This window comes from Brevibacillus sp. SIMBA_040 (genome assembly GCF_046535075.1).
Taxonomy (GTDB): Bacteria; Bacillota; Bacilli; order Brevibacillales; family Brevibacillaceae; genus Brevibacillus.
In genome coordinates this window covers 1-237 of record NZ_JAWRXI010000398.1, presented here as the reverse complement: position 1 = coordinate 237, position 237 = coordinate 1, and the positions used below count along the sequence as shown (strand labels likewise).

The following is a 237-nucleotide window of genomic DNA, read 5'->3' as shown; positions in this document are numbered from 1 at the left end:
CTATTGATGGCAGAGCGGGGGATGATCCAGAGCTAAGGGAGCGTGCCGAGTATATTTCCAAGGTTACTGGCGACCTCCGCCTAGAGGGATTTGCTGCGAGACTACGCAAGCGCGACGGCTCTACCAATTCTATTGAGGGTATTTTGAGTCTTGCGGTAAACAAGCCACCTAGGGATTGGACAGACCTCGACGTAGATGCCGCCCTTGTGGCCGTAGCCGACCTTTCTCTTGCGTTCC

The 237-nt window shown here is 54.9% G+C and carries 1 protein-coding gene; it reads left to right on the top strand.

The window, feature by feature from the left end:
• A partial coding sequence (locus SB752_RS33235; protein ID WP_410719634.1) for a hypothetical protein occupies positions 1–237 on the top strand: 237 nt, incomplete at both ends.